Source organism: Lentzea sp. CC55 (genome assembly GCF_021056325.1).
Classification (GTDB): domain Bacteria; phylum Actinomycetota; class Actinomycetes; order Mycobacteriales; family Pseudonocardiaceae; genus Lentzea; species Lentzea jiangxiensis.
In genome coordinates, this window is the sequence record NZ_JAJCXE010000008.1 from 45,751 (window position 1) to 70,409 (window position 24,659).

Annotated in this window: 21 protein-coding genes and 6 tRNA genes; 11 read left to right on the plus strand and 16 right to left on the minus strand. The window is 68.7% G+C overall.

Annotated elements, in window-relative coordinates; translation table 11 throughout:
* Window positions 1–74 precede the first annotated feature (74 nt).
* The gene (locus L6E10_RS05235; protein WP_236217317.1) at window positions 75–563 is read right to left on the minus strand and encodes an HAD domain-containing protein; all 489 of its coding nucleotides are present in this window, start codon (window positions 561–563) and stop codon (window positions 75–77) included.
* Between the two features lie 50 nt (window positions 564–613).
* On the opposite strand from L6E10_RS05235, the gene L6E10_RS05240 reads away from it, so the two are divergent.
* On the plus strand, window positions 614–1,015 hold the full coding sequence (locus tag L6E10_RS05240; RefSeq protein WP_236217319.1) for a PPOX class F420-dependent oxidoreductase: 402 nt from the start codon (window positions 614–616) through the stop codon (window positions 1,013–1,015).
* On the opposite strand, the gene L6E10_RS05245 is transcribed toward L6E10_RS05240, so the two are convergent.
* Complete coding sequence (locus L6E10_RS05245; RefSeq protein ID WP_236217321.1) at window positions 1,010–1,933, minus strand: hypothetical protein; 924 nt, start codon at window positions 1,931–1,933, stop codon at window positions 1,010–1,012. The genes L6E10_RS05240 and L6E10_RS05245 overlap by 6 nt on opposite strands.
* Before the next feature lie 90 nt (window positions 1,934–2,023).
* On the minus strand, window positions 2,024–2,596 hold the full coding sequence (locus L6E10_RS05250; RefSeq protein ID WP_236217323.1) for a hypothetical protein: 573 nt from the start codon (window positions 2,594–2,596) through the stop codon (window positions 2,024–2,026).
* 118 nt (window positions 2,597–2,714) lie between these two features.
* Here L6E10_RS05250 and L6E10_RS05255 point away from each other — a divergent pair, with 118 nt between their 5' ends.
* Window positions 2,715–5,603 (plus strand): tetratricopeptide repeat protein, encoded by a 2,889-nt coding sequence (locus L6E10_RS05255; protein WP_236217324.1) that lies wholly within the window; start codon window positions 2,715–2,717, stop codon window positions 5,601–5,603.
* On the opposite strand, the gene L6E10_RS05260 is transcribed toward L6E10_RS05255, so the two are convergent.
* Window positions 5,594–6,778, minus strand: coding sequence for a helix-turn-helix transcriptional regulator (locus L6E10_RS05260; protein ID WP_236217326.1), 1,185 nt, complete (start codon window positions 6,776–6,778; stop codon window positions 5,594–5,596). The two genes, L6E10_RS05255 and L6E10_RS05260, sit on opposite strands and share 10 nt — an antisense overlap.
* A gap of 102 nt (window positions 6,779–6,880) precedes the next feature.
* Window positions 6,881–7,057, minus strand: coding sequence for a hypothetical protein (locus L6E10_RS05265; protein WP_236217328.1), 177 nt, complete (start codon window positions 7,055–7,057; stop codon window positions 6,881–6,883).
* A 119-nt stretch (window positions 7,058–7,176) separates the two neighbouring features.
* On the opposite strand from L6E10_RS05265, the gene L6E10_RS05270 reads away from it, so the two are divergent.
* Window positions 7,177–7,920, plus strand: a complete 744-nt coding sequence (locus tag L6E10_RS05270) for a hypothetical protein (protein WP_236217330.1) — start codon at window positions 7,177–7,179, stop codon at window positions 7,918–7,920.
* A 51-nt stretch (window positions 7,921–7,971) separates the two neighbouring features.
* Here the strand turns inward: L6E10_RS05270 and L6E10_RS05275 are convergent, their stop codons facing one another.
* From L6E10_RS05275 to L6E10_RS05320, 10 genes are all read right to left on the minus strand, one after another.
* The gene (locus tag L6E10_RS05275) at window positions 7,972–11,127 is read right to left on the minus strand and encodes a helicase HerA domain-containing protein (RefSeq protein ID WP_236217332.1); all 3,156 of its coding nucleotides are present in this window, start codon (window positions 11,125–11,127) and stop codon (window positions 7,972–7,974) included.
* Entirely contained in the window at window positions 11,124–11,729 is a 606-nt protein-coding gene (locus tag L6E10_RS05280; RefSeq protein WP_236217334.1) for a hypothetical protein, read from the minus strand. Before L6E10_RS05280 ends, L6E10_RS05275 begins: the two co-directional genes overlap by 4 nt.
* A gap of 12 nt (window positions 11,730–11,741) precedes the next feature.
* Window positions 11,742–13,379 carry a KGGVGR-motif variant AAA ATPase gene (locus L6E10_RS05285; protein WP_236217336.1) on the minus strand — a complete coding sequence of 546 codons (1,638 nt, stop codon included), beginning with the start codon at window positions 13,377–13,379 and terminating at the stop codon, window positions 11,742–11,744.
* Window positions 13,379–13,969 (minus strand): TIR domain-containing protein, encoded by a 591-nt coding sequence (locus tag L6E10_RS05290; RefSeq protein WP_236217337.1) that lies wholly within the window; start codon window positions 13,967–13,969, stop codon window positions 13,379–13,381. Before L6E10_RS05290 ends, L6E10_RS05285 begins: the two co-directional genes overlap by 1 nt.
* 155 nt (window positions 13,970–14,124) lie before the next feature.
* Window positions 14,125–14,196: transfer RNA gene (locus tag L6E10_RS05295), tRNA-Val, on the minus strand.
* A 1-nt stretch (window position 14,197) separates the two neighbouring features.
* Window positions 14,198–14,270 (minus strand) — tRNA-Gly (locus L6E10_RS05300).
* Between the two features lie 159 nt (window positions 14,271–14,429).
* Window positions 14,430–14,501, minus strand: a tRNA-Val gene (locus L6E10_RS05305).
* Between the two features lies 1 nt (window position 14,502).
* Window positions 14,503–14,574 (minus strand) — tRNA-Cys (locus L6E10_RS05310).
* 42 nt (window positions 14,575–14,616) lie between these two features.
* A tRNA-Gly gene (locus L6E10_RS05315) sits at window positions 14,617–14,689 on the minus strand.
* Window positions 14,690–14,795: 106 nt separating this feature from the next.
* Window positions 14,796–15,221: an SsgA family sporulation/cell division regulator gene (locus L6E10_RS05320; protein WP_030477975.1), complete on the minus strand. Its 426-nt coding sequence runs from the start codon at window positions 15,219–15,221 to the stop codon at window positions 14,796–14,798.
* 256 nt (window positions 15,222–15,477) lie between these two features.
* On the opposite strand from L6E10_RS05320, the gene L6E10_RS05325 reads away from it, so the two are divergent.
* From L6E10_RS05325 to L6E10_RS05340, 4 genes are all read left to right on the plus strand, one after another.
* Complete coding sequence (locus L6E10_RS05325; protein ID WP_236217339.1) at window positions 15,478–16,101, plus strand: RNA polymerase sigma factor; 624 nt, start codon at window positions 15,478–15,480, stop codon at window positions 16,099–16,101.
* A complete protein-coding gene (locus tag L6E10_RS05330) occupies window positions 16,098–16,886 on the plus strand; it encodes an anti-sigma factor (protein ID WP_236217341.1) in 789 nt (262 codons plus the stop codon). Before L6E10_RS05325 ends, L6E10_RS05330 begins: the two co-directional genes overlap by 4 nt.
* A 22-nt stretch (window positions 16,887–16,908) precedes the next feature.
* On the plus strand, window positions 16,909–17,334 hold the full coding sequence (locus tag L6E10_RS05335) for a TIGR02611 family protein (protein WP_236217344.1): 426 nt from the start codon (window positions 16,909–16,911) through the stop codon (window positions 17,332–17,334).
* Between the two features lie 56 nt (window positions 17,335–17,390).
* Window positions 17,391–17,462: transfer RNA gene (locus tag L6E10_RS05340), tRNA-Val, on the plus strand.
* Between the two features lie 364 nt (window positions 17,463–17,826).
* On the opposite strand, the gene L6E10_RS05345 is transcribed toward L6E10_RS05340, so the two are convergent.
* Window positions 17,827–18,408 carry a TetR/AcrR family transcriptional regulator gene (locus tag L6E10_RS05345; RefSeq protein WP_236217345.1) on the minus strand — a complete coding sequence of 194 codons (582 nt, stop codon included), beginning with the start codon at window positions 18,406–18,408 and terminating at the stop codon, window positions 17,827–17,829.
* A gap of 81 nt (window positions 18,409–18,489) precedes the next feature.
* Here L6E10_RS05345 and L6E10_RS05350 point away from each other — a divergent pair, with 81 nt between their 5' ends.
* The 4 genes from L6E10_RS05350 (at window position 18,490) to L6E10_RS05365 (ending at window position 24,650) form a co-directional block, all read left to right on the plus strand.
* Window positions 18,490–19,260, plus strand: a complete 771-nt coding sequence (locus L6E10_RS05350) for an SDR family oxidoreductase (RefSeq protein ID WP_236217347.1) — start codon at window positions 18,490–18,492, stop codon at window positions 19,258–19,260.
* A gap of 197 nt (window positions 19,261–19,457) precedes the next feature.
* Complete coding sequence (locus L6E10_RS05355) at window positions 19,458–19,796, plus strand: hypothetical protein (protein WP_236217349.1); 339 nt, start codon at window positions 19,458–19,460, stop codon at window positions 19,794–19,796.
* Between the two features lie 332 nt (window positions 19,797–20,128).
* Entirely contained in the window at window positions 20,129–24,223 is a 4,095-nt protein-coding gene (locus L6E10_RS05360; protein ID WP_236217351.1) for a hypothetical protein, read from the plus strand.
* Window positions 24,192–24,650: a hypothetical protein gene (locus L6E10_RS05365; RefSeq protein ID WP_236217353.1), complete on the plus strand. Its 459-nt coding sequence runs from the start codon at window positions 24,192–24,194 to the stop codon at window positions 24,648–24,650. Before L6E10_RS05360 ends, L6E10_RS05365 begins: the two co-directional genes overlap by 32 nt.
* The last annotated feature ends 9 nt before the right edge of the window (window positions 24,651–24,659 follow it).

The window sequence follows — 24,659 nt, forward strand, 5'->3', positions numbered from 1 at the left end:
GCGCACCGCTTTCGTTGTCAAGCCAGCCGCGCCGGTTGAGACCTTCTCGACTCCAACCGTGAATTCTCGGTGCCCTAAGGGTTGCGGCTGAATGCTTCCCGGGCCTCGTCCAGGTGCCGCGCCGAGATCCCGGTCCCCGGATCGACGTGGATGAGCGCGGTGGTCAGGTGCCGTCGCTTGTGGACGAACTCCTCCCGGCGCGCCGGGTGCAGCCCGAAGTCGTCGTCGAACCAGACGAGCGGCCGTTCGTAGGCGTACCGGGCGACGGCGGGGTACTTCCAGCCGTGCGCGTCGTGGAATTCGACCACCTTGAGCGGCGGCAACCCCAACCGCGGCCCGATCTCGGCGTTCGCGCGGTGCAGCCAGCTCGACGCCCACGCCAGCTCGGCGCCGGTCTCCTCCGCCAGCCGTCTCAGCTGGTCACCGTGCCCGGGATCGAGCCAGACGCGCACCCTGCGCCGCCACCCGACCTTGATGTCGAACGGCCGGTAGTTCGCCGGCTTCGGGCCGCCCGCCCAGGGGTTGAGCGGGCCGTCGACGTCGAGCAGGACAAGTGGGCGCACCACACCAGCATCCCTGGTCGAATCCGCGGGCGGCTGTTCGTATAGGTGGCATGTTCACCGACGAAGAGCTCGCCTACCTGCGCTCCCAGCCCCTGGCCCGCCTCGCCACGGTCGACGAGGACGGCCAGCCCGACGTCGTGCCCCTCGCGTTCGAGTACGACGGCACCCACTTCTGGGTCGGCGGCGTCGGCGAGCAGGTCCTGCGCACCCGCAAGTTCCGCAACATCACCGCGGGCCGCCGCAAGGTGTCGCTGGTGATCGACGACCTGCCGTCGCTCACCCCCTTCGTGGCCCGCGCGATCCGCGTCTACGGCACGGCGGACGACCCGGTCGAGCGGGTGGGGCTCGTCGGGCCCGGCCTCTACTGCCGGATCACGCCGACACGGGCCTGGGCGTGGAACATGGCGGGCGAGCCGGCGGGCGAGACCTGGTACGAGCCCCGCAGGTCATGACGCCCGCCGCACCGAGCAGACGGCCGACCCTCCCCACCTCACGCCGTAGAGCAGGCCGGGCAGCAGCCGCCGGAACCTCAGGTGGACCTCCCCCGCGCGGTCCACCGCCTGCTGCATCCCGGCGGGCTCCACGTCGGAGCGCTGCAGCACGCCGTCGAACGTCCGCACGAACCGCCTGCGGTCGTGTTCGAACCTCACCCGCAGATCGAACAGCTCGCAGGGCCGTTCGGGCACGTGCAGCACACACGGGTGCATGGCCTCGCGGTTCGGCAACCGGTAGCGGACGGTGAAGTCGTGGGTGTCACCGCGCCTCAGCGGCTCGGCCGGGACGAGCGTGAAACCCGGACGGTCCACGCGGTTCTCCAACGTCCCGCCGTACAGCAGATGCACGTCCACGTCCCGCCGGCGCACCGGGAACACCGATGTGAAATCCAGCGAGTCCACCCCGTCCTGGTCGACGACGACCTGGTGGCGCTCCAGCACCTCCGGCTGCCCCTGGTCCAGCACCACGGCAACGCTGAGCTCCGCGGTGTGCCAGCCCCCGTCCACCCGGCTGGTGGTCGTGGCCGCCAGCTCGGCGAGCTGCTCGACCGCCTCGTCGACGCGGCGGCGCACCGTGCGGGAGTCGCGGTCGATCCGCGCCGCCACCCACGTGACGCGGTCCTGGTAGAGCGGCTGCCGGACGTCGGGGATGAGGCCGAACGCCGCCCGCGCCGCGAGCTGGAGGTCCTCCGGTAGCTGCTCGACGAGCTCGGTCAGCCGGGTGACGAGCTTCTGCTTCGCCGCGACCGCCCCGTCGGCACTCGTGATCCCGCACGCGACGGCCAGCGACGGACCGATTCTTTCCACGATCCGGCCGACGTGCACACCCCGTCCCTTGCGGAGTGCCTTCAGCTCCTTGACCAGGTTGGTCATCATCTCCGTATCTCCTCCCCGTTGCGCTCTCGCGTGCGGCGGGGGCAGCGTGCGGCGGACGTGTGGACGAGAAGTGGACACGTCGTGGATCGGTCACACGTGCTCCGATCGCAGGACGGTCCGCGCGACCGAAGAGACCAGCGCGATGCCGAGGCGCACACCGTCATCACCGAGGAAGACGCGCGACGTGCCGATGCGGCCGAGCGTCGGCCGGTCGACGGCACCGAGCCCGAACGCGATCATCTCCGGGCACGACGCCGTGGCGGCGAGCCGGTCCAGCGCCGCGGACCACGCCGGGTCGGTCGGCCTGCCGTCGGAGACGAAGAACAACAGTGGACGGCGCACCCGCACCCGTTCTTGTTTGAGGGCATGCACGTCGCGTTCGATGACCGTGCGCACGAGTGTGAGCGCCGAACCGAAGTCCGAACCCGGCTCCTGGCGAGATCGAACGGTTTCGGCCGGATCGAGCGCGGGCGACAACGGCCGCACCACCAGCGGGCTCTCCGCGAAAGCGACGACACACAACCTGACCTGAGCGGAGGCACGCCGGTCCGCGTGCACCGCACCCCGGAACTCACGCATTCCGGCGTTCACCTCGTCGATGTGGTCGCTCATCGACGAGGACACGTCGCACACGACGTAACACGGCAACACCTCGGGCACCATGACGTGCACCGTTACCGAATCGCGTTGATCAAACGTGGACAAAAAGATGATTCCATGACACATGTAAGGCGCTTTGCGCGACATTCCCCCAGACGGAAGCTTCAGATGGGGAGGCGGCGTGGAATTTCGGATGCTGGGTCCGCTGGAGGCGTGGCACGACAACGCCGCCGTACCGTTGGGGGACCAGCAACAACGCTTCATCCTCGTCGTGCTCCTGCTGAACGCGAACAAGCCCGTGTCACCCGAACGGATCACCGAGGTCGTGTGGCCGGACAGCCCGGAACGCCGGACGTTGGTGCGCGGCTACATCAACAAGCTGCGCAAGGCGTTCGACGGGACCGGCGCCGAGATCGAGCGGACGGCCACCGGATACCTCCTGCGCGTCGGCGACGACCAGATCGACTCGCTGCGCTTCGACCGGCTGCGTGCCGAAGCCGCGCAGGCCCGGCAGGACAACGACCAGCGCCGTGCCGTCGACCTGCTGCGCGAGGCCGTCGCACTGTGGCGTGGCGACTTCCTGGAGGACATCAACATCGACCGGATCGGCGGCACCGAGGTGATCCCTCCGGAGGAGGCGCACCTCGACGCGCTGGGGGACCTGGCCGAGCTGGAACTCGTCACCGGTGACCACCGCTCGGCCCGCGACCGGATGCGCCGTGCGGTCCGCATCCAGCCGGCCCACCAGAAGTACGCGGAACTGCTGATGCGCGCACTGATCGCGGGTGGCGACCGGGTAGGAGCGATCAAGGCCTTCGACGCCGCCTCCGACGCACTCGCCGAGCTGGGTCTCGAACCCGGAACCTTGCTGCGCAACCTCGCCGAACGCGCCCGCCGCGGCGAGCCGGCGAGCTCACTGCCGTCGCGTCCGGGCGGGTTCACCGGCCGCTCCGAGGAGCTCGACATGATCGAGGCGGCCGCCGCGGGATCGGACGAACGCCGCGGGGTGTGGATCAGCGGCACGCCCGGCGTCGGCAAGACCGGCCTCGCCGTCGAGGCCGCGCACCGCCTGCGCCACCGGTTCCCGGACGGACAGCTCCTCGTCGGGCTCAACGGGTTCACCCCGAACGTGGCACCCATGTCCGTGTCGGAGGCGTTGACGCAGCTGCTGACCGAGATGGGCATACCGCCGGAACAGATCCCCGACACGGAGGGGCGCAAGGCGACGCTCTACCAGACCCAGCTCTACGGCACGAGAACTCTCGTCGTGCTGGACAACGCGGCATCACCTGAACAGATCCGGCCGTTGCTGCCCGAAGCCCGCGGCTGCTTCGCGATCGTCACCAGCCGCAGGTTGGGCGAGCCGGACATCGGCGAGCACCTCAGGCTCACCCCGTTGCCGCGCAACGACGCGGAGGCGCTGTTCCGGAGGCTCATCGGATCCCGCGTGCACGGCCGGTCGTCGGACGTGGCGGGGCTGGTGAAGCGCTGCGGCTACCTGCCCGTCTCGATCACGGTCGCGGCCGCGTTGCTGCGCAAGCACGACAGGTGGTCGCTCGACCACCTGCTCGGCCGGCTGGACGACAGCGGAGCGTGGCGGGAAGGCGCCGACGCGGCCATCCACGCGTCCTACCAGCAGCTCGACGACCGGCAGCAACGCCTCTTCCGGCTGTTCGGCCACCTGCCCGGTCCCGACGTCGACCTGACCGGTGCGGCCGCCCTCGCAGGCCACGACATCGCCACGACCCGCAAGCTCCTCTACGACCTGCACGAAGTCTGCCTGCTCGAAGAAGTCGCGCCGGACCGCTACCAGATGCTCGACTCCATCAAGGAGTTCGCCGCCGCCGGGGAAGCACCGGCCGGCGCACTGACCCGCCTGATCGACTTCTACCTCGTGACGCTGGCCGACGCGGTGGACGTCGCCTACCCGTTCGACCGCCTCGCTTCACCGTCCGTGCAAGGAGAAGCTCCGCTCAGCGTGCGGTTCTCCACTCAGGACGAGGCGCTGGCGTGGATCACCGCCGAACGCGACAACCTGATGGCCGCGATCAGCCACTCCGGACCGGATCAGGCGTGGCGACTGGCCGCGTTGATCTGGCGGCACTTCAACACGACGAACCGGTTCGAGGACTGGGTCGAGGCCGTCAGGGCGGTTCACCCGGACGACGACTACGGCCAAGCTCACATGCTGCAACGGCTTTCCACCGCGAACGACCGGCGCGGCAGGCACGCGGAGGCATTGGACCAGGCCGGACAGGCGTTGCGGCGCTGGAGGCGTCTCGGCGATGTGGCGGGTGAGGCGGTGGCCTTGGGTGCACTCGCCGTGTCGTTCGTGCAACTGGGCCAGCACGACGAGGCGATGAAGCACTTCGAAGCCGCTCAAGCGAAGTGCGAGCAGTGCGGCGACCTGCGCGGCCGCGCCCATGCGTTGAGCTCGCTCGGTTTCCTCAACGAGCAGCACCACCGTTACGACGTCGCGCTGGAGCAGCAGCAAGAAGCCGTCGAGATCCTGCGGAAGATCGGGTTCCGGCAAGGACTCGCCCACGTGCTCAACAATCTCGGCGCGATCAAGCAACACCTCGGACAGGTCGAGGAGGCGATCCCGACGCACTTCGAAGCGCACGAGATCGCCGCCGAGCTCGGTGATGCGTGCACCGCCGCCTTCGCACTGACCAACATCGCCGATGCCCACCGCCTGCTGGGCAGGCTGGACCTCGCGTTGCACAACAACGATCTGGCGATCAGGACGGCCAAGGGGCTGAACGACCTGGACCTGAAAGCGAGGCTGGACCGTGATCGGGCGGCCATCCTGCGCGACAGCGGCAACCCGGCCGGGGCGTTGCAGCACTACCAGTCATCGCTGAACATCGCTACCGACGCCGACAACCGCACCAACCTGGCGCAAGGCGAGATCGGCGTCGCGCGGATACTGCACGAACTGGACCGGCACGACGAGGCGGTCGCACACTGGAACGCCGCCGAAGCGTTGTTCCGCGAACTCGAACAACCCGAAGCCGAGGTGGTGCGCGCAGACCGCGCGGCGTTCACGTGCGCGTGCGGTCAGCGGTGAGATAGCAGTCGCTTCAAGTCCGGGTAGACCTCCTGCACTGCACCGTGGTTGTGCCAGCGCCCAAGGGTTCTCGCGAGCTGACGCAGGTCGGTCCGCACCGTCGCCGAATCGACGTGGGCCGCGTCTTCGAGCGTGTGGACGAGAGTGCGGCAGCTCTCGTCCACCTCGCCTGACAGCGCGTACGCCAGCGAGCGCCGGGTGCCGAACCTCGCCCTGGAACGGCGCGACGTGGCGGGCACCAGCGCGAACTGCCGGGTCAGCACGTCCGCGGCCTCCTCGTTGAGCCCGAGATCGGAGAGCGCCCAGCCCTTGGCGAGTTCCAGCGGATCGGGAACGCTGGAGCCGAGGGCGGGGTACAGAGCCCGCGGATCAACGGCCTCCATGAGCTCCGCGGCCCTGTCCAGGGCGCTCTCCGTCCGGTACCTGTCGCCGGCGAGTGCGTGGCCCTGCGCCTCACGCCGTGCCGCCAGGGCGAGCACGCGCGACCCGGTCCTGCCGGTGTGCTGCGCCTGCTGGGCGAGCCTGATCGTGGCGGCCGCGTCCTGGCGGTAGAGCGCGAGCCCAGCCTCGCGCACGAACGCGTAGCTCGCGATGTCCGGATCGCCCGCCGCACGCGAGAGTTCTGACGCGTGCCTCGTCCACCACAGCGCGTTCGTCTCGTCGCCCGCCTCCTGGCACATCCAGCCGGTGTACTCGGCGATGCGCGCCGCGAGCCGCAGCAACCGCGTGCCGACCGGTCCCGTGTTCTCGCGCGCCATACCGTGCACGGTGTGCTGCAAAGCGCTCAACGGTTCGATGAGCACCAGCGGACTCGTCTGCAGACCGAGGTGCTGCAGGTTCTCGAACGACGTGCGCATGCCGGCGAGCACCGTCGCGTCGGGTACCGGCCGCGCACCACCGACGCCGAGCATCGTCCCCGCACCGATCACCGTGCCGGCGAGCAGCACCTGCCTCCGCAGCGATGAGGCGGGACGCGCCGCGGCCTCGACCAGCAGGCCACCGACCTTCAACGCACCGTCGCACAGCCGCGCCACGGTCGGGGTCGGGGGCTTGAGATCGTTCTCGATCTTGCTGAGGTAGCCCTTGCTGTAGTGGATCATCTTGGCCAGCTGGCCCATCGACAACCCTGCGGCGATGCGGTGCTCGCGCAACAGCTCACCAAAAGTCCCGGCCACGATTACCTCCCGCTCCGGCGTGTTCCGAGTACATCATCCGAACCTGGTCGGCGCAATCGCCCCGGCCTTGCGGAAAATGGCCGGGGCGATTGTGCGGCTGAATCAACCGTGCCAGACGTTGCCGCCGCCGTCCTGCGTTTCTGTGGTGGTCGTGGTGGGAGGCGGCGGCGGGTTGTCGTCGGCGTTGGCCGCAACACCACCGGAAACGGAGGCCGCGACGGCGATCGCGGTCAGCAGGGTGGCGACGCCGGCAGCGAGAGTGGACATGATTTTGGACATGGCGAATCTCCCGAAGGCAATCGGAATTGATTTCCGGATTTCGCCCGCTTTCTGCGGGCTCCCTTCGAGCATTCGTCTTTGAAAAGCCTGGAACCAGGTGTTTCCCGTTGCCCACCGAGGTGGTCAACGCGTCCACTCCTCATCCACTTCTGGTCAACAGCCGGCGCGCATGCTGCGCGCCTCCGGCCGCCGGCCGGCTCACCGAGGAGGATGGAGTGATCGAACCAGCGAACTACGACATCGCCGTGTCGTTCGCAGAGGACCAGCGCGCCGTGGCCGACGAGGTGGTCGAGGCGTGCCGCCAGCGCGGCTTGACCGTGCTGGAAAGCAACGACCTACCGCACGCGCAGGTGCGTTTCCTGGTCCCTTTCGCGGACACGGCGGACGAGTTGCCGGCCGGAGACGACCACGTGCTGCCGGTCCTGACCGGCGACGTCCCCTGGTCGCCCGAGTACCTGCGCGCCGACGAGCACCTCGTCGACACCCTGGTGGCCCGCGTCGAAGCGGCGGAAACCGCTCAGCAACCGCGAATTCCGGTGGCCGACGCCGCCGTCGCGGTCAAGCAGCCGGCCCTTACCCCGTTCAGCGGCCACGCCGAGCAGAACGCTGCTCTGCGCCGGCTGGCAGAGCAGTTCGCCGCCGCTTCCCCCAGCCTGGCCAAGCGCGGCCTCGCCGGCACCATGCACCAGGGCGACACCACGATCGCGGTGCGCGTCGAACGCGCTGAGGACACGGTCTACGCACTCGAAGTGCGGCGCGACGGCACCAGCGACGACATCGTGAACTTCGTCGTCCTCGGCGGCGCGGCAGACCAGTTCCCCACGCTGTGGCAACGGATCGAGGACATGCTCACCACGCTGTGACGCGGTGAGCGAAAGGGCGGTGCCCCCTTCCTCGGGGCACCGCCCTTTCGCTCACTTCCGGGCTTTCTCGACCACTTCCTCCAGCCGCAACGGACTGGGCGGGTGGTGGCTGAGGCACAGCGACGCCCGCATCCGCCGGAACCCGAAGGTGTCCCCGGTGACGTAGAACTGCCCGCGCTCCAACCGGGAGATGTCCGCGATCGAACTGCCCTTGGCCCGCGCCATCTCCGTGGCCGCCGCGATCTGTGCAGGACTGTTCAACCGCCCGAAGAACTGCGTGGTCGCGTTCCCGGTCACCTGGTTGTGCACACCCTTGGGCGCCTGAGTGGCGAGCAACAGCCCCAACCCGTACTTGCGTGCCTGTGACGCGAGCAGAATCGTGGTCTGGGTGCTGGCCGTGACACCACCGGACGGCGCGATCGTCTGCGCCTCGTCCATCACCATCAGCCCGCCCAGCGGCCGGTTCACCGCGGGGTTCCGCTTGATCCAGGCGAACACCTCCAGCTGCAACTGGCTGATGAACCCCTGCCGCTGCTCGTCGGACGGCAACCCGACGAAGCTGATCACCGAGACACGGGCCTTCTTCCCTTCCGACGGCTCGAACAACGCCCCGGGATCCGTCGCTTCTCCACTCGCCGCGAGAAGAGGATCGTTGACCATCGCGGCCCGCAACGTCTCCGCCAGATCGGCCGCGGTGGCCGTGGCCGAGTACAGCTTGCTGACTCCGTCCGGCAACTCCGCCAGCAGGTCCACGAACCCGTTCAAATCTCGCCGATCCTTGCTCGCGTAGTGCTTCAAGGCCTCCTTGAGCACAGCCCGCGCACGAACAGCGAACTTGGTCTCGTTGGCGATCCGGGCATGGGGCACCAGCCGAGCCACAGCCGACTCGACCGCGGCCTCGAACTCGTCCTGATCGCCTCGCACCAGCGCGAAATCAGGCAGCGGGTGAAAGCTCAACGGCCGCCCGCCCGCCCGCCCCGGCGTCCACACCACGACTTCGGTACCGGCCAGGTACTCGGCGGCCAGGGCCTCGTCTCCGGCACGCCACTCCCCCGGCACCTCGGGCCACGCGTCACCGAGCCGCGCCAGGTCGTTGTTGGGATCCAGCACGATCGCCGAAACACCCTGCAGCGCACACTCTTCGACGATCCGGCGCAACAACACGGTCTTCCCGCTGCCGGACCCAGCGAACACGATGGCGTGCTTGCGCAAAGACTCCAGCTCGATTCGGATCTCGCCGTCCATCCCGAGCACGATCGCCCCGTCACCCGACCCGGCCACCGGCCCCTGCAGCCGTGGCTCCCGCCGAGGTTTCGGCTGTGCCTGCGGAGACGGCTTCGGCTGCGACTTCGCCTTCGGCGGAGGGCGCGTCTCCTGGTGGCCGGCCGCGGTTCGCTCCTGATCGGGCAGCACCGACCTCAGGAACGTCGTGCCGCTGGCCGGTTTCCGCGCCACCAGCCAGGCGAGCAGCTGGTGGGTCTGCACCGCGGAGATCTCCTTGAGGGCGCTGAACGTCCGCAGGTCGTCGTCCGTGATGTCGACGCACCGGCCGCCCGCGCTCTCGATCTCGGCGACCAGGCTTCGCGTCACCGCGCCCGTCCAGCCCTTCGACCCGTTGCGGACGATGACCAGGTGCCTGCCGCGCGCGCCGTGACTTCCCTCAGCCGCCGCACGAGCGTCCCGCAGCTTGCGGAGCACCCGGTTGCCGTGGCTGCTCGCGATGAACCGCAGGCCCCAGCGCTCCTGGGTGTCCAGTTCCTCGTTCACCGTCAGCCGCAGGCCCGCGTGCAGCCCCATGTCGTCGGAATGGGGCTCCGGGTGCCACTTCAGATCGTCGTTGCCGACCTCGGTGATCCAGGACTTCATCCCGGCCAGCAGCAGCGCCGGCAACACCTCGTCCTCGTTGTGCGGCCTGATGTCCGCGGCGACGATCGAGGCTGCTCTCTTCAACTGTGCGAACCTGGCGTCGAGCTCGGCCATGTAGTCGGGCTCGGGCCCGGCGGACACCGGCGTCGGCGGAGCCTCGGTCTGCACCGGTTCGTCGAACGAGCCCAGTTCCCTGATCTCGCCGTACAGGCAGGCTTCCGCGTGCTGGTGCACCCGCTTGAGCAGCTGGCGCGGAGTGCGGTTCGCCCAGTTCGCGGGCTCGAACGCACTCGGCGCCACCGGCCAGGTCGGATGTGGCGGCACGATGCCGTTGCGCTGGTAGATCACGCCGAGCCACTTCTCGAGCAGCCTCCTGCCGATCTCCGGGTCGGCGATGGAGGCCAGGACCGGGGTTGTGGTGAAGCGGTCCTCGACGGTGTCGCTCGCGATCGACTTCAGCATCATCCACGTGTCGATCAAGCACGCGACCACGGTGATCGTGCGCCTCGTCGTCTCACGGAGCTGCATCAGCCCGTCGGAAATATCCGCGATCTCCTGCACCAGTTCGGGGTTCGTCACCTTCTCCCCGACCTCGTCCTGGCCCTTGTTGACCAGGGTGTCGAGCTGGTCGACGGCGATGACGCACGGGCCGGTCATGGCGAGGACACGGGAGATGTCCCGAACCAGGGTGCGCGACGGGCTTGCTTCGGCCGGCAGCCCCCAGCGGCGTCGCTCCTCCCCCGTGTCGTCCAGGCCCTTGAGGTACGACCTGCCGACGTCCGAGTGCTCGGAGGCGTACAGCACCAGCGCCCGGATCGTGTCACCGCACTCCACCGCGATGCGGCTGTCCACTTTGCGCAGTCCGTTGAGGAACGTCTTCAGGTGCTCCGGTGTCAGCGTCGCCTCGCCCACGACCGCGTCGGCGACCTCTTCCGGCACGTCCGAACCGAGGCACAACTGGCGCAGCAGCACGGTGAGCTGGAGCTCGCCCTGGTCGTTGGCGCGCCGCAGCTCACTGCGCATGGCTTCGGCGACGTCGTCCCAGAACGCCATCCCGGACGTGACCTCGACGAGGAAGAAGTAACCGCCCTGATGCTGGACCATCCTGCGCACCGACCCCAGGAGGTGCGTCTTGCCAACCCCCTTCTCGCCCTGCAGGACGAGTCCTCCGACGCTCGGCCCGATGCTGTCCCTCGCGTCGGCAATGCCCGCGCGGAGGCGGTGCTCGGCTCTGGTGTGCAGGCCGTCGATGTGGAACGGCGAGGCGTGCCAGACGTCGTCGGGTGTCTCCGCGGAGTTGAACCGGAGCACCGCCAGCGCCTCGCGCAGGTGCTCGGTCATGATTCCTCGATCGCCATGAGGTGCTTGTCCTCGCCGCCGATCCTGATGGCGGCCTCGTGGTCCTCGGCGGTCAGCACCTTGCGGTTCGAGCTCGGTACCAGGTGCGTGTCCCCGCCCTTGACCATCCTCAGCAGCGTCTCGTCCACCTCGTCGCGCCCGGCAGCGAGCCGCGGCCGGATCTTGGCGAGCCGCACCCAGTCCTGGTAGCCGTCACCCAGCTCCAGGTAGACCTGCCGGATCAGCTCCTCCAGGTCGACATCGGCACGGATCGCCTCGCCGAACAGACCGTGGTCCTTGAGAAAACGCAGTACGCGGCGCAGCACCGCGGCGTGCACCCTGGCCAGTGGTCCCATGCGCGTCGGAGCCTCACCTTCGCTGAGGTCGTTCATGCACCAGGCGACGCCCTCCTCCGTGATGCGGTGGACCAGCCGTCTGCCTTCTTTGGTGGTCTCGATGAGACCGTCCTCGTTGAGCGCGTCGCGGTCGTCGCGGCCCAGCTCGATCTTGTACTCCTTCAGCAGCTCCACGTTCGGGATCACGCGGTCCTCGAGCATCAGCTGGACCAGTGCGGCCCGGGCACTGGGTGCGTACGTCTTCGGCATCACGCCGCCCTTTCAGTCGGTGAACGCGGTGATTCGTCGTTCGATCCGGGCGAGCAGTGCGCTCACCTCCGTGCGCAACCGCACAGGCGTCAGCACCCCGGCGCCGTTGCGGTGCGACTTGCTGAGCAGCGACAGGTCGGCGGACCTGTCGCGCAGAAGTTCCATGTCGCTCTCGTCGAGAGCCCCCGCCATGCCTCGGACGGTCTCCTCGACCAGCGCGACCCTGTCGGCGTACGGCAACTGCTCCGGGACCTCCCGCAACGCGGCCTCGGCGTCGAGCAGCGCCTGCTGATCCGGCTCGGTCTCCTTCGCGGGCGTCGCCTTGATGAGGTCGTGCAGTTCCCGCGCCACCCGAACGGGCCGGACGTTCAGGTCGAACTCGAGGGGACGGAGACCCCGCAGGAAGCCGGGCAGGCGCTCACGATCGGTTCCCGGGGTGAGCAGGCAGAACATCTGCCGCTGAGCACCGTCCGGGCTGAGCGTCCTGCGCATGAACCGTTCCGCCTCGGTGAGCTGCCAGCGGCTCAGCTCGTCCCCCACCACGAGGCAGAGGTGCTCGGCTACGTCTGCGGCCTGCTCGAGGATCTCCGGGTCACCGGAGACCGACCGGTCCGCCTTGATCCCGAGCAGGCGCAACTCCGTGATCAGCTCGGTGCCGGTCCGCCACAGCGTTCGCGGGCTCGACACGAACAGGTCGAGGTCGAACTTGCGCCGCTGGGCCCGCGCCGCGGCCACGTAGGCGTCCCGGTTGTCGCGCAGCAGGTCCGTGCGGTCGTACTGCTGCGCGATCACCGCGGCGACCGTTTCCAACGCGAACGAGATCTGGTCGGACGACGGCACCTGCTCCTCCAGCACGGGCAGCAGTTCGCCGAAGCTCCAGTAGGAGATGTAGGGGACGGTGACGTGCCGGAGCATCTGTTCCGGGGTCACGGTCTTGACCAGCCAGTTGCGAAACAGCGGAGAGACGACCTCGGCGCACTTCCTCTGCCACGTTTCGGCTCGCTCGTACTCCATGCGGTTGTCCAGCCGGGACAGCACCGGCATGACCTGGTGCCTGGGCCGGTCGTAAGGCAGGCGGTCCCTGGCCTTGTCCGCGAGGTGGGCGACGTCGACGACGTCGTTGAGGTTCTGGTCGTTCGCGGTGAACACGACGACCAGTCGGTCCGGCAGCTGAGCCGTGCAGATGCCCGCGATGTCCGAGACGCCGGTGCGGCTGTCGATCAGGACGAAGTCGTACTTGGCGATCCACTCCTCGCGGTACTCCTCGAGGTGGGCCGCGAAGCCCCGCCGGTAGAGGTCCTCCCAGTCGAGCGACTGCATCCGGCGCGCATAGGTGGGGTCCAGCTTTCCGTCCTCGACCCTGCCCGACGCGATCAGGTCGAGCACGCCGCCGACACCGACCCGCACCTCGTGCGCACTCGGCGTCCTCACCCCGGCGAGGAACTCCTGTGCCATGTCGACCACGCCGCTGCCCGGCGATGTCGCCAGGTGCGGTCCGAAGTACAGGTGGAGACCTGGCGCTTCCAGATCCCAGTCCACCACCAGAACGCGGTACCCCCAGCGAGCGAGCAGGACGGCGGTGTTGGCCAGGGTGAAGCTGCGTCCGACGCCACCTTTGTAGGAGTAGAACGTGATCACGGTTCCGGTCATCACTCGAACCTCGGTAACGGCGGTGGCGGGATGAGCACCGGATTCGGCCGGTCGACGATCGGCCAGTCAGGACTCCACGGAGGCACCTGCTTCGCCAGTTGCACCAGGTCGCGCGCCAAGACCCTGACCTGCCGGCAAAAGGAGAGGTAATCGACGGAGTCCTGATAAACGGGGTCCGGGTGGGCGAATTCCTTGAAATCCTGCCAGGAACGCATTCGACCGATGTCGGGAAAGTTCTCGGAATCCGAGTACAGGATCGGGTAGATCAACCCCTGTGAGATGTCCGCACCAGCGAGGCCGAGCATGGCCTCCCGCGCCTGCATGCTCTCCAACTCCGCCATGCACCAGTCCGACTCGAAGTAGGGCGGGGTCAGCAACTGGATCATGATCTTGCTGTGTCGCAGCGAGTTCTCCAGGTTGTACGCCCACTCCACAGCCCGTGGCATCGTGCGGTCCATGTACACCCGAGGCGCGGGTGCGCACTCGTCAGCGAGGTACTCGACGAGTTTGTTGTAGAAGTGCGTCAGCAGCCATTTCTGCACAGTGCCTCTGCGGCTGTAGCTGATGAAGAAGTCGTACTTGTAGGACACAGCGCATCACGGTAGATGCGGCGAAGGCGTCGACAAAAGACAAAAAAGTGGGCATTTTCGACCACTCGGACCATAAAGTGGACAACAACTGGTCGGCCGAACCGTCCTGGAAAAGCAAGAAGCCCTCGATCATGATCGAGGGCTTCTTGTCTGAGTGGACGATACTGGGATTGAACCAGTGACCCCTACCGTGTCAAGGTAGTGCTCTCCCGCTGAGCTAATCGTCCGAGCGGATGACGAGACTCGAACTCGCGACCCTCACCTTGGCAAGGTGATGCGCTACCAACTGCGCTACATCCGCTTTGCTCCCCGGTTTCCCGCGGTGCGAGAGGAACTTTATCCGACGGTCCCCGGAAGTTCCAAATCGGCTGATCTTGAGGCTGGCGCGCCCGCCGGCAGGCCCTGGGAACGCCAGCGGGGCCCGGTGCGATGTGCACCGGGCCCCGCTGGGTGATCCGAGTGGACGATACTGGGATTGAACCAGTGACCCCTACCGTGTCAAGGTAGTGCTCTCCCGCTGAGCTAATCGTCCGAGGCGGAGACGGGAATCGAACCCGTGTACAGGGCTTTGCAGGCCCTTGCCTAAGCCACTCGGCCACTCCGCCAGGAGCATGAGTCCACAGTGAAACTCCACTGAGGCCTCACAGAGCGGATGACGAGACTCGAACTCGCGACCCTCACCTTGGCAAGGTGATGCGCTACCAACTGCGCTACATCCGCGTACATCACTGACTTCGTGATGTTGAAACTACCTTATACGAGGGGTTCAAGCGGGTTTCACCGGGGGTGCCCGCTTCGCCTTCGCGGGCCCCCTACCTCGGGTTATTCAGCTCAGGTCGTTCGAGATGAGGTGCGTGAGCGCCTCGTCGACGTTGACCCAGAGGTGCTCGTTGCCCGGCACGACCACGTCGTAGGTGCGGTCGAGGAAGTCGGCGAGCTCCTGGGCGGACGCCTCGAACATGGCGTGGCCGGACGGGGAGCTCAGCTCGATCACGACGACCTCGGGGTCGTCGGCGGCGGGGCGGATCCGGACGTCACCGTCGCCGGCGTCGGCGATGAGGCCGTCTGCGAGCAGGTCGCGGGCGTACACCCACTCGACCCAACCGGCGCGGCCGGTGCGGAACGCGGCGACTACCGCGTACGGGTCCTTCGTGTCGTATCGCAGCTCCACCTGAACCGGAACCGCGGGGGTCCTCGGCGCCAGCAGGTCGAAGACCGCTGTCGAGCGGAGCGTCACGTGATCGTTGCGCATCGTCGTTACCCTCTTCTCCCTTCCCGGTCAATGAAACGACCGAGCACCTCAGTTGTGACGTGCATGTGGCGAGGAACGCTCGCGATCCGGGGTCAGATCACCCCATCGGGTCAGATCGACTCCGCAACGCGACCGCTTGCACGCACTCCGTGTCCTCCTCGCTCGTCAGCCGATGTTCAGCGACCCCCATCTTGCTGGGTCTAACCTGAACCCGGTACCGGCTGTTGCGCGAATGTTGGACGTGAGGACATCTCTGGTGGCTGAATCGCCCGGCCCGACCGTCGCACCACGCGACGGCAGGCCGACTGATTTCGAGCTCGTGCAAAGGCTCGCACAGGGCGATCGGCCGGCGTTCGGTGAGCTGTACGACAGGTACGGCACACCAGCCTATTCGCTGGCCAGACGCATCTGCGTGGACCCGGAACTGGCCGAGGACGTCGTCCAGGAGGCTTTCCTCGCGCTCTGGCGGCACCCCGCCAGGTTCGACCCCACCCGCGGAAGTTTCGGCACCTGGTTGATGACCTTGGTTCACCACCGCGCGGTGGATGCCGTACGTAAAGAGAACACGCAAAGGCGCCGAACTGTTCCCCTCACCGACGACGTATCGCCGCCTCCCACCGAGGGCTCGGACCACGCGGCGTTGGTCAGCGTGGTGAGCGCCGAGGTGAGAGCAGCGCTCCACACGTTGCCCGAAGAGCAGCGCCAGGTGATAGCCCTCGCCTATCTGGGTGGCTACACGCAGTGCGAAGTCGCGAAGCTGACGGGCGTGCCACTGGGGACTGTGAAATCGCGCACGTTCGCTGCCATAAGACGTCTGAGAGGGACGTTGGGGAACTTGTGGACCGGCGAGACCGGAGAGACGACGGGAGCACACCGGTGAACGGCGACCCGTGCGCCCAGGAGGAGCTCGCCGTCGGCTGGGCGATGCACTCCTTGGAGCCCGACGAGGAAGCACTGGTCCGCGACCACCTGCCGACCTGCCCCCCGTGCCGCGGCACGGTGCGGGCGACGCAGGAGGTCCTGGCGGGCATCGGCGGAGCGGTCCGCCAGGAGCAGCCACCACCCCGCCTGCGCGCGAGGCTGATGGAGCAGATCGAGCACACCCCGCAGGAGCCCCCGGCGCACCACGACACCCCGCGCCACGCGGCGGCCCCGATCCCGCTGCGCCCGCAACACCGCCGCCGCACCGGCCGCGCACTGCTGGCCGCGGCCGCCGCGGCCGCCGTCCTGGCGGGAGGCGCCTACCTCGGCGTGCGCGTGAACCAGCTCTCGGACCAGGTGACGGCCTCCGAAGCCCGCACCAACGACCTGAACACGGCTCTCTCGCTGGCCGCCGACCCGAGTACGAACAGGGCGGTCCTGCGCACCGACAAGGGCGACGAGGTGGCCGTCGTCCTCTCGAACTCGTCCGCCGCCGCCGTGGTGCCGAAGGGCCTGAAACCGAACGACTCGGGCCATGTTTACGTAGTTTGGGGTGCGAGCACGAAAGCGCCGGTACCGTTGGCGATGTTCGACGTTCGTGCCGGCTCGACCGACCCGCAACTGCTGGCATGGTCGTCCGAAGCGCACAAGCACACGACCTTCGCGGTGTCGCTCGAACCGGGCCGCCAGCTCCCGCCGGAACCCTCGGACGTGGTGGCGGGAGGCCAGGTTGCACCCGCCTGAGTCCCAACAGGATGATCGACACATGACGAAGCCCGACGTGAAGCCCGAGGACGAGCACAAGGGCTGGCGCCACTGGTTCCACCGCAACCCGGCGCTGAACCTCGCCTACCGCATCGGCGTGGGCGTGATCGGCGGCATCGTGCTGATCGCGGGCGTCATCATGATCCCCTACCCCGGCCCGGGCTGGCTCGTGGTCTTCGCGGGCCTCGCGATCCTCGCGACGGAGTTCGAGTGGGCGGGCCGAGTCCTCAAGTTCGCGAAGCGCTACTACGACCGCTGGGTCGAGTGGCTCAAGCGCCAGCCGTCCTGGGTCCGCGGCCTCGTGATGGCCGGCGTCTGCGGCATCGTGCTCGTCACCTGCTACCTCCTCAACGTGTTTGCGCTGGTAGGCAGCTGGTTCGGCCTCGAGTGGAGCTGGTTGCAGAGCCCGATTTTTGGTTCTCGTTGATGATGTTGTAAGCTATGGCCACACCGCGAGAGCGGGACAGCAAGACAACAGAACACGGGCGTTTAGCTCAGCGGGAGAGCGCTTCGTTCACACCGAAGAGGTCACTGGTTCGATCCCAGTATCGCCCACAGTGTGTTTTACCTGATCAGACGGCCCGCCGGTGGACTCCATCGGCGGGCCGTTTGCGTTGTGTTGGGAGCAAATCGGGAGCGCGTGCTCCTGAACACATTTGCGATACCTGGACGTCACACCGCTTCGTTCAGGCCCTCCATGCTCCACGACCACCCGCCGCTCCCCAACGGCACTGCAGCGCTCGAGCATCGGGCGGATCTTGACGTCGGTCACATGCGAGCAGTCACTGTCAACGCCCTTGCGCTTGTGCCCGGTCGTTCGGGCCGCAGCACGCGCGGCACACCGTCCTCCACGAGCCAGATCTCATCGGTGTGGCGCAGAGCATGAAAACGCATCTCTTGGCAGCCGCCACAAGCGCTTCTAGCTCACTCCTACGGCCCACGACCTGGCGGCGTTCTCCGCGACCGCCTCCACTTGGCCGGCGTCGACGACGTGCTGCAGGTTTCCCTGCAGTGCAAGGGTTGCGACACCGTGGGCGAGTGACCACAGCTCCGCCGCCCTGCCCACGATCTCCGCTGGGGCGAGGAACGGTCGCAACGCGGCCTCGAACAGCTCCTGCACGACGATGGTCTGCCGCAGCAGGCCCTCGTGCCGTGACTTGTCGATCCCGCTCGCGAACATCGTCTCGAACCGCGCGGGATCCTCCTGCGCGAAGCGGAGGTAGGACACCGCGATCCACGCCGCCCGGCTGTCGAACGCCTGCGCGTCCGGGAGGTCGGAGAAGCGCTTCTCGAGCGCCTGGAAACCCAGCTGGGCCGCGGCGGCGAGCATCGCTTCGCGGTCGTTGAAGTGGCGGTACGGCGCGGACGTCGACACGCCGGCACGGCGCGCCGCCTCGGACACGCTGAAGCCCTGTGCCCCGCGCTCCCGCACCAGCTCCGTCGTCGCCACGAGCAGGGCGTTGCGCAGGTCGCCGTGGTGATAGCTGCGCTTGGGTTCCATCCGCACCTCCGATGTTGCAGTCTCTCACATCGCTCGCGTAGCTTCAATGTAAGAATCTCTTACATCGAAACAGGGGTACTCATGCGGTACGCGGGCACCACAGCGCTCATCACGGGAGCAAGTTCGGGCATCGGCGCGGAGTTCGCGCAGCGCTTCGCCGGACGGGGCGCCGATCTCGTCCTCGTCGCACGACGGGAGGAAGCGCTCGAGTCGCTCGCTTCACAGATCCGCACTGACACCGGGCGGAGTGTGCGCGTCGTGCCGTTCGACCTCACCGAGGAGCGCAGCGGTCACCGCTTGGCCGCGCTGCTTGAAGGGCAGGGCGTCGACACCGTGGTCAACTGCGCGGGCGTGGCGCACACCAAACCCTTCGCCGCTTCGTCCGAGGACGAGATTCGCGTGCAGCTGCGCGTCAACTTGGACGCGACGGTCGGCATCACGCGCGCGTTCCTGCCTCAGCTGATCGCGAGCGGGTGCGGCGCTTTGGTCAACGTCGCGAGTCTCACGGGCTACCTGTCCACGCCGGGCATGGCGGTGTACTCGGCGTCGAAGTCGTTCGTGGTCCGGTTCACCGAGGCCCTCGCGCACGAGACCCGCGAGTCGGGCCTCACCGTGCTTGCCCTGTCACCGGGGCCGACCAGCACTGAGTTCTACGGGGTCTCGGGCACGAGGACCAGCGGTGTCCGGTTCCAGACCGCCGCGCAGGTCGTCGGCACCGCGATCGCCGCGCTGGACAGGAGGAAGCCGCCCGTCAGCGTCATCTCGGGCAGCGCGAACCGATGGGCCCGGCGGGTGGCCGCGGTGCTGCCCAAGCGGACGGCGCTGCGCCTGGTTGAAGCCCGCCCGGTCTGAGTCTCCGCCGCAACCACCTGGGGCGGTGCGCGTTCAGGCACGGCTCGCGTGCCTTGGTTACGGCGCGTTATCTGCCTTGATCCATGTGCCGTCCGGTTGCCGCAGCCTCAGCACTGGATCGGAGCTAGACCTCGTCGCCTGGCCCAGCGAGACTCTGAGTCGTTCGTTCCCTAACGACATCTCTTCGGGAGTTCGCATTGAGCAAGTTGCGCGGTATTGCTCTTGGGATCGCCGTACTCGGCGCATCGGCTCTTGGCGGGATTGCGCCCGCTCAGGCGCTTCCCGCCGGCGAGCAGGTGGCAGGTCCCGTGGGCGCGCAATGCACCCAGGTCTGGCAGTACATCGTCACGAGCAACGGTGACATGACCAACGCGGAAAGCGGCGGTTCCTTCGTCGGCTGGGCCTACCCCAACGACACGTTCAACGTTCGAATCCAGGGAAGCCCCCGCTACTACGGGTTCAACGTCGCGAACGGGAAATGGGGTTGGATTCTTTCCAGCAAACTGCAGTACACCGGCAACACGTGGTGCGCTTGATCTGACGAGCACCCGCACAGGCAGGAGGCCCGGAACCAGGAATGGTTCCGGGCCTCTGACGTGGAAGTGCCTCGAGATCGCCGGGAGCACGGGCGCTGAGCACTTCGGGGCAGCGCTGTTGCTCTGTCCGGACCATTTGCGAGCCGAGTGGAACCGGTCCGCGCGGCGCTGCGTCATCCTGTGGACCGAGTACGTACCGCTGCGTTCAGGGGGAAGGACGGCACGGTGCCCGAGGACATCGCCGGTTCGGCGTCGAGGATCTCCGGGCGGGGTCGCTCCAGGCCTTGTCGAGTGGTGGCCAGGAACGTCGCCGAGACCTTCGGAGGCAAGTGATGTCGAACCCTCTGGTGGTCCAGCCCGACGCCGCGCCGTCCGGGTTCGTGAACGCCGGCACCGGCGACAACGGCTGGATGACGGGCATCTCCATCGCCGAGTCGGCGATGGACACGTTCAACGGCATCAAGGACGGCAACTGGGTCGAGGCCGGCCTGGGCATGGTGGGGCTGGTCGCGGACGCCGCTTCCATGGCGATCGACCCCTTCGGGACGTTGTTGTCGTCCGCGGCTTCGTTCCTGATGGAGCACATGCAGCCTCTCAAGGAGGCGCTGGACTGGCTCGCGGGTGATCCGCCGGTCATCGAGTCGTACTCGGCGACGTGGAACAAGGTGTCCGAGGAGCTCGGCAAGATCGCTCAGGACTACCAGCAGGCGGTGCAGCAGGGCACGGCGCAGTGGGAAGGCGCGGCCGCGGACGCTTATCGGGCGGCTGCCGGGGCTCAGGGCGACGCGCTCGCCGGTGCCGCTTCCACCGCCGGTTCGGTCGGCACCGTCGTCGGTGTCATGGGCATGGTGGTCGGCTTCGTGCGCGAGATGGTGCGCGACCTGATCGCCGACCTGGTGGCGAAGCTGATCACGTGGGTGCTCGAGGCGGTGTTCACGCTCGGGTTCGGCACGCCGGTGATCGTGGCGCAGGCCGTGACGGCGATCTCCAAGTGGGCGACGCGGATCGGTGAGCTGATCCAGAAGCTCATCAAGACCATCAAGAAGGTCTCGCCGCTGCTCGGCAAGATCGTCGAGGTCTTCACGAAGATCATGAAGGTCGTCGGCAAGCTGGTCGGCAAGGTGACCGGGCTCGACGTGATCTCCACGAAGTCCATCAAGCCGGGCGGGTTGTTCCACCGCACCGACGCACCGGACATCTCGCCCTCCGGTGGGCGTGGCACGCCTTCGTCGCCCGACTCGTCACCGTCGAGCCCGGACTCCTCGCCGTCCTCGTCCTCGCCGCCTTCGCCCTCCCCTTCACCGTCCTCACCGGACGGTCCCAGCCCGACGTCGCCTTCCGCGAACTCGCCGTCTGCCTCGTCGCCGTCCTCGTCTTCACCTCCCCCAGCGCCGAGCGGGCCTTCGCCGTCGCCTTCGTCGAACGGACCCTCGCCTTCGTCGTCGCCGAGCCCGGACGGGCCCGGTTCGCCGAACGCCCCGTCGCCCGGTTCGCCGTCGTCACCTTCGGCCGGGTCGCCGTCGAGCGGCGGGCCCGCGGGCGGGCCGCCCTCGGGTGGGCCGCCGGCTCCGAGTGCGAACGGGCCGGGATCGACGCCGGACGCCCCTGCGGTGCCGCGCAACACCGGTCAGACGAGCCAGGCGGGTGTCACCACGCCGGAGGCTCCGACGCAGCACGCGCCTTCCGCGCCGCGTGACGGTGGTCCGTCGGCCGGCTCTCCGACCACTGCGCAGCAGGGGCCGATGGGTGGTCCCGCGGGAACGCCCGGTGCAGGGGCGCCGGGCAGTCCGCCGGCCGCCGGCGGTGCGCGTCCCGGGGCCGGTGGCGGGTGGACCGGTACGCCGGGCTCGCGCGGCGATCTCGGGTCGGGCATGCCGTCGCAGCGCACGCCGGACGTGTCGCCCTCGTCGGCTCGGCCGTCGGCGCCGTCGCAGCCCGGTTTCGGGCCGTCCGGGTCGCCGAACGCCCCCAGCGCGCCGCACAGCCCGAACGCGCCGCACAGCCCGAATACACCGCACGGTGGGCCGGCCGGACCGGGTGCGCCCCACAGCCCGAGCGGGCCGTCCGCGCCGAACGCACCGCATGGCGGTCCTGGTGCACCGCACGGCCCGAGTGCGCCGCACGGCGGTCCCAGCGCACCGCACGCGCCGTCCGGGCCCGGTGCGCCGCACGGCCCCGGTGGCGGTGCCCCGCACTCGCCGGACGGGCCGCACGGTCCTGGCACGACTTCGCCGGCGGGGCGGACGGACGCGCCCACTCGTCCGCAGTCGACCACTTCTCCCACTCACGCGGACGGCCCGTCCGCGCCGCACACGAGTCCGAACGCGCCCAACGCTCCCGGCTCGCCGCACGTGCCGCAGCAGCCCGGCTTCACGCCGAGTCCGGGTGGTCCCGGTGCGCCGCACGCCGGTGGGCCCGGATCGCACGCACCGGGTGGTCACGGTCCCGGCGGGCGTCCTGACGCGCCAGGCCACCGGCCCGACGGACCCGGCTCGCGTCCCGACGGCCGGCCCGACGCCTCGCGGCCCCGCACGGACGCGCCCGGTGGGCACCCCGGTGGTCCGAGCCGGCCCGACCCCGTCCACCACAGGCCCGATGCGGACGGCGCCCGCCCGCGCGGTGCGGACAGCCCCACCACGCACCCCGACCAGCCGCACCACCGGCCCGACGGCCCCGACGCCGACGGCCGCACGGACGGCGACACCCCGAACAACCCGAACACCCACGCGGACGAGCGCCCGACGCCGGAGCAGGCCCACGAACGGCATGCCGAGCGGACGCCCGCCGGTGTGTCGCACCACGGTGGCGACCCCGACATGGGCGACCTGCCGCACCGCGTGCCGGACGACCCGCGGTTCTTCACCGCCGACGTGCACGTCACGCCGGACGGCCGGGCTCGCGTCGGCGGGCACCACTACACGCCGGCCGAGTACGCGGACATGTTGCGCCGCAGCGGGTACGACGGCAGCAGGCCGGTCCGCCTGATCGGCTGCGACGCGGGCAGCAACGACTTCGCGCAGCAGTTGTCGAGGCACCTCGACGCGCCGGTCGTGGCGCCGAACAGGCCCGCGTGGACGGACAGCAGCGGGCGCGTCTTCGCCAGTGACGCGGAGATCGGCCCGGACGGCACGCGCTCACCGCGGATCCCCCCGAACGGCGAGTGGGAGACGCACCACCCGGACGGGTCGAGGACGAGGGCCGGCGAGGACGGGTACGCACCCGGCAGCGACCGGAACACCGACGGCGACGGTGCCAGGGACCGCGGGGACTCCGACGGCCCGGAGAACAGCGACGCGCCGGAGAACCAGGACACCCCGCGCAGGCCGGATCCCGAGCACGCGCCGATCCCGAAGGACCGGGTCATCAGGCCGGACGACCCGACCTACAACGACCGGTTCGTCGAGTACGACCGGCCGACGCACCAGCCGGCCGACCCGAACAACCCCGACGCCCCGCCGCGACCGCTCAACCGGAACGAGGAGATCTACGCGCCGCACCGCGACCGGGAGACCGTTCCGGACGGCAACACCCAGCCCGACCAGTTGCAGCCGGTCGAGGCCCCCGACACGGTTCCCGCACCGCTGCGCGACCACCAGCCGTTGCAGCCGTGGACCGAGTACCCGGTGCGCAACGAGAACGGCACGCGCACGACGTTCATCACCGACGGCGACGGCAAGGTCAAGTGGGTCGAGGCGACGCCGGGCCGCCAGGACATGTCGATCGACGGCAAGGGCAAGTGGTCCGGGTTCAACCCCGACCTCAGCCACCCGCTGCTGCCGGACGTGCAGTACCAGGTGCCGAACACCCACAACCCGGACAAGGTGCTCTCGTTCCACACGAACGAGCACGGCCAGACCGACGCGATGACCGGCGAGGTCGAGGCGAAGGGGCAGAACACGAAGTACCGCGACGACGACTCCGGCAAGGGCGCCCAGCAGCGCGCTTACCAGGAGGGCGAGGCCGCGTACCCGAGCAACCCGCCGGACCGCGAGCTCACCCCGCAGGAGCTGGAGAACTCGCGTGTCAAGTGGGCCGGCGGTCACCTGCTCGCCAACGAGCTCGGCGGCCTCGGCGAGTACGTCAACATGCACCCGCAGATGGCCGCGTCCAACTCCGGCAACATCCGCGACGGCTGGGTGCACGCCGCGTCGTGGCGGGAGAAGGAGAACTACCTCGTCGAGTTCGCCTCCAAGGAGCACCAGGACGTCCAGAACTACCAGGTGCGGGCCACCCGCGGCGCCGACGGCGTGCCGGACGAGGTGACCATGCGCTGGCAGGAGGTCACGTACGAGGTCGACGCGAACGGCAAGCCGAAGCTGGACGCGGACGGCAATAAGATCGTGGAGAACGTGGTGACCAAGGAACGGGTCTTCCCGAACCGTCCGGAGGTGAACTATGGACCCACGAACCGATACGCGAAGCGCTGAGATCTGCGCGCTGCTGGAGGCGGGCGCCCCGGCCGGCTGGAACCGCGTCACGCTGGACGTCTGGGCGAACGTCCACGCGTACGAGCTGGCCGCGTCGGCGAAGAACGCGGAGGGCAGGTTCGCGGGTGAGGTGCGGCTGGCGGACATGGTGGAACGGCTGCAGGACCTCCGCGAGCAGATGTACCGGGAGGACCGCGGCGCGTGGTTGTCGGCGCGGTTCGTGCTGCACCGCGGGGCCGAGCCCGAGGTGACGTTCAACTACGACGAGAACCCGCGGTGGTCACCGGACCTGCACCCGATGATGTTCGTGCGCGACCTGGAGGCTTTCCCGAGGGCCGACGAGCACGTCCCGGACTGGTTGCGCGAAATGGTCGAACGCGGTGAGGAGCTCCAGCGCGAGCAGGAGGCGAGCCCTGCCGATCAGTAGGCTGGCCGG

Coding starts and splice junctions, on each gene's coding strand:
- L6E10_RS05240 (WP_236217319.1), top strand. CDS start 614: ATGTTCACCGACGAAGAGCTCGCCTACCTGCGCTCCCAGCCCCTGGCC.
- L6E10_RS05285 (WP_236217336.1), bottom strand. CDS start 13,379: ATGACCGGAACCGTGATCACGTTCTACTCCTACAAAGGTGGCGTCGGA.
- L6E10_RS05365 (WP_236217353.1), top strand. CDS start 24,192: ATGGACCCACGAACCGATACGCGAAGCGCTGAGATCTGCGCGCTGCTG.
- L6E10_RS05265 (WP_236217328.1), bottom strand. CDS start 7,057: ATGTCCAAAATCATGTCCACTCTCGCTGCCGGCGTCGCCACCCTGCTG.
- L6E10_RS05335 (WP_236217344.1), top strand. CDS start 16,909: ATGACGAAGCCCGACGTGAAGCCCGAGGACGAGCACAAGGGCTGGCGC.
- L6E10_RS05250 (WP_236217323.1), bottom strand. CDS start 2,596: ATGGTGCCCGAGGTGTTGCCGTGTTACGTCGTGTGCGACGTGTCCTCG.
- L6E10_RS05275 (WP_236217332.1), bottom strand. CDS start 11,127: ATGACCGAGCACCTGCGCGAGGCGCTGGCGGTGCTCCGGTTCAACTCC.
- L6E10_RS05280 (WP_236217334.1), bottom strand. CDS start 11,729: ATGCCGAAGACGTACGCACCCAGTGCCCGGGCCGCACTGGTCCAGCTG.
- L6E10_RS05350 (WP_236217347.1), top strand. CDS start 18,490: ATGCGGTACGCGGGCACCACAGCGCTCATCACGGGAGCAAGTTCGGGC.
- L6E10_RS05360 (WP_236217351.1), top strand. CDS start 20,129: ATGTCGAACCCTCTGGTGGTCCAGCCCGACGCCGCGCCGTCCGGGTTC.
- L6E10_RS05345 (WP_236217345.1), bottom strand. CDS start 18,408: ATGGAACCCAAGCGCAGCTATCACCACGGCGACCTGCGCAACGCCCTG.
- L6E10_RS05320 (WP_030477975.1), bottom strand. CDS start 15,221: ATGCGCAACGATCACGTGACGCTCCGCTCGACAGCGGTCTTCGACCTG.
- L6E10_RS05245 (WP_236217321.1), bottom strand. CDS start 1,933: ATGATGACCAACCTGGTCAAGGAGCTGAAGGCACTCCGCAAGGGACGG.